The 6,418-nt window shown below is 48.8% G+C and carries 14 protein-coding genes; all 14 read left to right on the top strand.

From position 1 onward, the window contains the following. Positions 1-504 (top strand): EF-Tu/IF-2/RF-3 family GTPase (locus tag V7723_RS15800; protein WP_335685451.1); only part of this gene is annotated, 504 nt, incomplete at its 5' end. 57 nt (positions 505-561) lie between these two features. After that, a complete protein-coding gene (gene rpsJ, locus V7723_RS15795; protein WP_161315724.1) occupies positions 562-876 on the top strand; it encodes a 30S ribosomal protein S10 in 315 nt (104 codons plus the stop codon). 5 nt (positions 877-881) lie between these two features. Next, positions 882-1,646: a 50S ribosomal protein L3 gene (gene rplC / locus V7723_RS15790; protein WP_443024240.1), complete on the top strand. Its 765-nt coding sequence runs from the start codon at positions 882-884 to the stop codon at positions 1,644-1,646. Between the two features lie 11 nt (positions 1,647-1,657). Further along, the gene (gene rplD, locus V7723_RS15785; protein ID WP_335685450.1) at positions 1,658-2,278 is read left to right on the top strand and encodes a 50S ribosomal protein L4; all 621 of its coding nucleotides are present in this window, start codon (positions 1,658-1,660) and stop codon (positions 2,276-2,278) included. Next, positions 2,275-2,568 (top strand): 50S ribosomal protein L23, encoded by a 294-nt coding sequence (locus V7723_RS15780; protein WP_251933090.1) that lies wholly within the window; start codon positions 2,275-2,277, stop codon positions 2,566-2,568. Before rplD ends, V7723_RS15780 begins: the two co-directional genes overlap by 4 nt. A 3-nt stretch (positions 2,569-2,571) precedes the next feature. Further along, positions 2,572-3,408 (top strand): 50S ribosomal protein L2, encoded by an 837-nt coding sequence (gene rplB, locus V7723_RS15775; RefSeq protein WP_335685449.1) that lies wholly within the window; start codon positions 2,572-2,574, stop codon positions 3,406-3,408. Between the two features lie 9 nt (positions 3,409-3,417). Then, positions 3,418-3,696 carry a 30S ribosomal protein S19 gene (gene rpsS, locus V7723_RS15770; RefSeq protein ID WP_335685448.1) on the top strand — a complete coding sequence of 93 codons (279 nt, stop codon included), beginning with the start codon at positions 3,418-3,420 and terminating at the stop codon, positions 3,694-3,696. A gap of 2 nt (positions 3,697-3,698) precedes the next feature. Next, positions 3,699-4,079, top strand: coding sequence for a 50S ribosomal protein L22 (gene rplV, locus V7723_RS15765; RefSeq protein WP_335685447.1), 381 nt, complete (start codon positions 3,699-3,701; stop codon positions 4,077-4,079). After that, positions 4,079-4,804: a 30S ribosomal protein S3 gene (gene rpsC / locus V7723_RS15760; RefSeq protein ID WP_335685446.1), complete on the top strand. Its 726-nt coding sequence runs from the start codon at positions 4,079-4,081 to the stop codon at positions 4,802-4,804. Before rplV ends, rpsC begins: the two co-directional genes overlap by 1 nt. A gap of 17 nt (positions 4,805-4,821) precedes the next feature. Beyond that, entirely contained in the window at positions 4,822-5,241 is a 420-nt protein-coding gene (rplP, locus tag V7723_RS15755) for a 50S ribosomal protein L16 (protein WP_335685445.1), read from the top strand. 2 nt (positions 5,242-5,243) lie between these two features. Then, positions 5,244-5,435, top strand: coding sequence for a 50S ribosomal protein L29 (gene rpmC / locus V7723_RS15750; protein WP_335685444.1), 192 nt, complete (start codon positions 5,244-5,246; stop codon positions 5,433-5,435). A 12-nt stretch (positions 5,436-5,447) separates the two neighbouring features. Further along, positions 5,448-5,684, top strand: a complete 237-nt coding sequence (gene rpsQ, locus V7723_RS15745) for a 30S ribosomal protein S17 (protein ID WP_335685443.1) — start codon at positions 5,448-5,450, stop codon at positions 5,682-5,684. Between the two features lie 35 nt (positions 5,685-5,719). Further along, positions 5,720-6,088, top strand: coding sequence for a 50S ribosomal protein L14 (gene rplN, locus V7723_RS15740; RefSeq protein ID WP_335685442.1), 369 nt, complete (start codon positions 5,720-5,722; stop codon positions 6,086-6,088). Then, on the top strand, positions 6,088-6,411 hold the full coding sequence (gene rplX / locus V7723_RS15735) for a 50S ribosomal protein L24 (RefSeq protein ID WP_335685441.1): 324 nt from the start codon (positions 6,088-6,090) through the stop codon (positions 6,409-6,411). Before rplN ends, rplX begins: the two co-directional genes overlap by 1 nt. Positions 6,412-6,418 lie beyond the last annotated feature (7 nt).

The raw sequence follows: 6,418 nt of genomic DNA, 5'->3' as shown, positions 1-6,418 counted from the left end.
GTCACCGGTCGTATTGAAAGCGGCATTGTGAATGTTGGTGAAGAAGTTGAGATCATCGGTATCCGGGATACAACGAAGACCACATGTACAGGTGTTGAAATGTTCCGCAAACTTCTGGACCGCGGCGAGGCTGGCGATAACGTTGGTGTTCTTCTTCGGGGTACGAAGCGTGAAGATGTTGAGCGTGGCCAGGTTTTGGCGAAGCCGGGATCGATCACACCGCATACGAACTTCAAGGCAGAAGCTTACATCCTGACGAAGGATGAAGGCGGACGTCATACGCCGTTCTTTACAAACTATCGTCCACAGTTTTATTTCCGGACGACAGATGTTACCGGTGTTGTTTCCCTGCCATCTGGTACGGAAATGGTAATGCCTGGCGATAACGTAACAATGGACGTTGAGTTGATTGCTCCGATTGCCATGGATGAAGGCTTGCGTTTCGCTATTCGCGAAGGTGGCCGGACCGTCGGTGCCGGTGTCGTAGCCAGCGTTTCTAAATAAGACTATTTTTGCAGCCCTTCGGGGCTGCTTTGTTTCTCTTCTGGAGTGACCAGAGTAATGGAAAACCAAAATATCCGCATCCGCCTAAAAGCGTATGATCATCGTGTTCTTGATGCATCGACAGGTGAAATTGTTAATACGGCCAAGCGCACTGGCGCCCAGGTTCGTGGTCCAATTCCGCTGCCAACGCATATTGATAAGTATACGGTCCTTCGTGGTCCGCATATTGACAAGAAATCACGTGAGCAGTTCGAAATACGGACACATAAACGTCTTCTGGATATCGTCGAGCCGACTCCGCAGACGGTGGACGCACTCATGAAATTGGATCTCGCCGCCGGTGTCGACGTATCCATTAAGTTGTTGGGGTAAGTCAGATGCGTAGTGGATTGATCGCAAAAAAATTGGGAATGACCCGTGTCTTTTCAGAAGATGGCATGCATGTACCATGCACTGTTCTTGAAGTTGAAAATTGTCAGGTCGTTGCTCATCGTAAGATAGAAACTCATGGTTATAACGCCATGCAGCTTGGTGTCGGCAAAGCCAAAGTAAAAAATGTCAACAAAGCAATGCGTGGACATTATGCGAAAGCTGAAGTCGAACCAAAAATGAAACTGGCTGAATTTCGTATTCAGGATGACGCCTTCGTCGACGTTGGATCCGAGCTAACAGCAGAACATTTTGTTGCTGACCAGTTTGTTGATGTCGTCGGTACAAGTATCGGTAAAGGTTTTGCCGGTGCCATGAAGCGGCATAATTTTGGTGGAATGCGGGCAACACATGGTGTGTCTGTTTCTCATCGAGCCCTTGGATCTACTGGACAATGTCAAGACCCGGGTAAAGTCTTCAAAGGTAAGAAGATGGCCGGTCATATGGGTGCAGTTCGGGTAACAACCCAGAACCTGCGGATCGTGCAAACGGATGTTGAGCGCGGTGTTGTGCTGGTTCGAGGCGCTGTACCCGGTTCAAAAGGCTCTTGGGTCTTTATCGCTGATGCAATTAAGAAAGCCCGTCCTGACAATGCGCCGTTTCCGGCCGCTGTCGCGACATCTACCTCCGAAGCAGCTCCTGCGGAAGATGTAGCGCCTGCGGATACGCCGGTTGAAGAAACACCAGCAACCGATACAACGGCTGAAGAATAGGGAACGTTGGAATGAAGGTGAATGTAATTAACCTCGACAACAAGAAGGCCGGTGATATTGAACTGGCTGACGAGGTTTTTGGTCTAGCTCCGCGTGCGGATCTACTCCAAAGAATGGTAAAGTACCAATTGGCTGGACGCCGGTCGGGCACCCATAAGATCAAGGGTGTCGCCGAAGTTTCCGGTACAGGTGCAAAGCCATTTGCTCAAAAAGGTACTGGCCGAGCACGTCAGGGCCAAAAGCGGGCGCCGCATCAACGTGGTGGTGGTGTTGCTCATGGTCCAGTGTTGCGTAGCCACGCAATTGACTTGCCGAAAAAAGTGCGGAAGCTTGCATTGAAAACGGCGTTGTCTGCGAAACAAGCTGAAGGCAAATTGGTTATCATTGATGAGCTGAAAGCTAAAGACGTAAAGACGAAGGTCATGGCCGGAAAATTCAAAACACTGGGTTGGGATTCAACGTTGATTGTTGATGGCCTGGAAATGGATAAGAATTTCGCATTGTCAGCTCGCAATCTTCCTCGGATAGATTTGCTGACGTCAAATGGGGCAAATGTTTATGACATCCTGCGCCGTGATGTTCTTGTACTAACGAAAAGTGCAGTTGAAACCCTGGAGGCACGACTGAAATGAACCAGGAAAACTTATATGATGTCCTGCTTGCTCCTGTGGTTACTGAAAAGTCCACAATGGGTTCAGAATTTAATCAGGTCACGTTTCGAGTTGCTCTCGATGCGACTAAACCTCAGATCAAACAAGCTGTTGAAAAGCTGTTTGATGTCAAGGTTATGAACGTTAATACCAACCGGACTAAAGGTAAGGTTAAGCGTTTTCGGGGTCGCCTTGGTAAGCGGTCTGATTACAAGAAGGCAGTGGTCACTCTCGCTGAGGGCCAGGCCATCGATGTGACGACGGGGATATAAACAATGGCGTTGAAGAATTACAAACCGACGACTCCCTCGCAGCGTGGATTGATCCTTGTTGATCGTTCAGACCTGCATAAGGGAAAACCGGTCAAAGCCCTTACAGAAGGACTTTCGAGCTCCGGTGGTCGGAATAACTATGGTCGTATTACAGCGCGTCGGCGCGGTGGTGGGCATAAACGGTCTTACCGTCTCGTGGATTTCAAGCGTCGGAAATATGGCGTGTCGGCGACTGTTGAACGGTTGGAATATGATCCAAACCGGACAGCCTTTATCGCCCTAATCCGTTACGAAGATGGCGAGCAGTCCTATATTTTGGCTCCGCAACGTGTTTCTGCTGGCGATAAAGTGATCTCGGGCGAAAGCGCCGATATCAAGCCAGGCAATGCAATGCCGATGAAAAATATGCCGGTTGGTACGATTATCCATAACGTGGAAATGAAGCCAGGCAAAGGCGGACAGCTAGCTCGGTCAGCTGGAACGTATGTTCAGTTGATTGGTAAAGATGCCGGTTACGCGCAGCTGCGTTTGGCCTCCGGTGAGCAACGGATTGTTCCCGCGGAGTGCATGGCAACTGTTGGTGCGGTATCGAACCCGGATCAGAAAAACATAAAGCTTGCGAAAGCGGGCCGGAGCCGTTGGCTCGGAAGACGTCCGTCTGTTCGTGGTGTTGCTATGAACCCGGTTGATCATCCACATGGTGGTGGTGAAGGCCGAACTTCTGGTGGTCGCCATCCTGTTACACCTTGGGGTGTACCAACGAAGGGCAAACGGACACGTTCGAACAAGTCTACGGATAAAATGATCACGCGGCGACGTCCGCAAAAGCGGAAGAAGTAGGAGCGCCTAATGGCACGTTCAGTATGGAAAGGTCCCTTCGTCGATGGATATCTGCTCAAGAAAGCAGAGACCGCACGCGACAGTGGCAGAAAACAGATAATCAAGACTTGGTCACGCCGGTCTACAGTCCTTCCACAATTTGTGGGTCTGACTTTTGGTGTTTATAACGGCCATAAATTCATTCCAGTTCTTGTGGACGAAGATATGGTAGGGCACAAGTTTGGGGAATTTTCTCCCACGCGGACATATTACGGTCATACGGCCGATAAAAAGGCTCGGAGAAGTTAATCATGGGTAAACAGTCTATTCAACGGCAACTGAAAGACACGGAAGCGCTTGCTATTGGCAATCGTATTCGGGTTAGCCCGCAGAAACTTAATTTGGTCGCCGGACTTATTCGTGGCAAATCTGCGGAAGCTGCGCTTTCTGAACTTACTTTCTCGAAACGTGCAATTGCACGTGACGTGAAGAAAATTTTGCAGTCTGCGATTGCCAATGCAGAAAACAACCATCAGCTAGATGTTGATCAATTGTTTGTTGCTGAAGCACATGTCGGTAAATCATTAGTTATGAAGCGGATGAGACCACGGGGTCGGGGACGTTCAAGCCCAATCCTGAAACCCTTCAGCAATATCACGATTATTGTGCGTGAACGCGAGGAGCAAGAATAATGGGTCAAAAAGTAAATCCAATTGGCCTACGGGTCGGGATCAACCGTACTTGGGATTCCCGTTGGTATGCAAATAAAGATTATGCACAGTTGTTGCACGAAGATGTTCGTATCCGCGCATTTCTCGAAAAACAGCTGGAGCAGGCGGGCGTCAGTAAAATCATTATTGAGCGTCCGGCTAAAAAAGCACGCGTAACAATTCATTCGGCTCGTCCTGGTGTTATCATTGGCAAAAAAGGCGCTGATATTGAAAAACTTCGGTCAGCCATTGCCAAAATTACCGCTTCTGATGTTCATTTGAATATTGTTGAGATTCGCAAGCCTGAAATTGACGCGAAATTGGTTGCTGAAAATATCAGTCAGCAGCTGACACGCCGCGTTTCTTATCGGCGGGCAATGAAGCGGGCTGTTCAATCAGCTTTGCGGCTTGGTGCGGAAGGTATCCGTATCAATTGTGCAGGTCGTTTGGGCGGCGCAGAAATTGCCCGGACGGAATGGTATCGTGAAGGTCGCGTGCCATTGCATACATTGCGTGCGAACATTGATTATGGAACAGCGCGTGCGTTGACAACATACGGGATCATCGGGATCAAAGTGTGGATCTACAAAGGCGAAATCATGGAACATGATCCAATGGCCCAAGACAAGCTGCAAGAAAAACAACAGGCCGGTGGCCGCCCAGCGGGTAATCGTCCCGCCGGACGTCCCGGTGGTCGTCGGAATTAAGGTAAAGGGGTGATCTCATGCTTCAACCGAAGCGCACAAAATTTCGTAAAGCGTTCAAAGGACGCTTGAAGGGAGTAGCAACTTCAGGTACAACGCTGAACTTCGGAGCGTTTGGTCTGAAAGCTATTGAGCCCGGACGTCTTACTGCACGACAGATTGAAGCGACTCGTCGGGCAATTACACGTCATATTAAACGGGCTGGTCGTGTCTGGATTCGGGTGTTTCCGGATATCCCAGTGTCGAAGAAACCGACAGAAGTTCGGATGGGTAAAGGTAAGGGGTCTCCAGAATACTGGATGGTCCGTATTCAGCCCGGAAAAGTAATGTTTGAACTCGATGGTGTGCCGTTAGAGCTTGCCAAAGAGGCCTTCGAAAGAGGTGCGGCGAAATTGCCGATCAAAACTAAATTTATTACCCGTCTCGGTGAAGGGGATTAGTGGTGAAAGCACAGGAATTACTCGGCAAGAGTGCCGATGAACTGAAAGACGAGTTGTTACAGCTCAAGAAAGAACAGTTCAATTTGCGGTTCCAAGCAGCCAGCGGGCAATTGGAAAATACGACGCGTCAACGCCAGGTCCGTCGCGACATAGCCCGTATTAAAACGGTTATGTCCGCGAACGCGGCGACATAGGAGAAGATAGCGATGCCAAAGCGTATCCTGCAAGGGACAGTTGTAAGCGACAAGAACAGTCAAACTGTTGTTGTTAAAGTTGATCGTCAAGTGATGCATCGGCTTTACAAAAAATACATAGGCCAGTCTAAAAAGTACCATGCCCATGATGAGAAAGATCAGTTTAAGCAAGGGGATGTTGTCCGTATTCAAGAATGCAGACCATATTCGAAGCTAAAACGATGGGAAGTCTTATACGAGGTCGCCTAATAATGCGAGTTTGTACCAAACAAAGGTAAACGACTATGATTCAAATGCAAACCAACCTGGATGTTGCCGATAATTCCGGTGCGAGACGGGTGCAGTGCATTAAAGTTTTGGGTGGCTCCAAACGTAGGACCGCTTCTGTAGGAGACGTTATCGTCGTTTCCGTCAAGGAAGCTATTCCGCGTGGCCGCGTCAAAAAAGGTGATGTCCAACGGGCTGTCATCGTGCGCACTAAGAAAGAAATCCGCCGTGCAGACGGCACAGCGATCCGTTTCGATAGCAATGCAGCTGTTCTTGTGAACAAGCAGGGCGAGCCCGTCGGAACTCGTATTTTTGGCCCGGTTACACGTGAACTTCGGGGCAAAAATTATATGAAAATCATTTCTCTTGCGCCGGAGGTCCTCTAATGGCTGAAAAATTTGCTGTGAAAAAGGGTGACAAAGTAATCGTTCTTGCCGGTAAAGATAAAGGCAAGTCAGGCGAAATCGTTCGTATTGTACGCGAAGATCGTCGTGCTTTTGTTTCTGGTGTGAATATGGTTAAACGTCATACGAAACAGAGCCAGACTGAAACAGGTGGAATTTTGGAAAAAGAAGCCTCAATTCATCTATCAAATATTGCTTTGCTTGACCCAAAAGATGGCAAGGCAACTCGTGTTGGCTATAAGCAACTAGATGACGGTCGGAAGGTTCGCTTTGCTAAGCGCTCCGGCGAAGTTATTGATAGTTAAAGGAAAA

Source organism: Sneathiella sp. (genome assembly GCF_036960985.1).
GTDB lineage: Bacteria > Pseudomonadota > Alphaproteobacteria > Sneathiellales > Sneathiellaceae > Sneathiella.
This window is presented reverse-complemented; position numbering and strand designations above follow the sequence as displayed.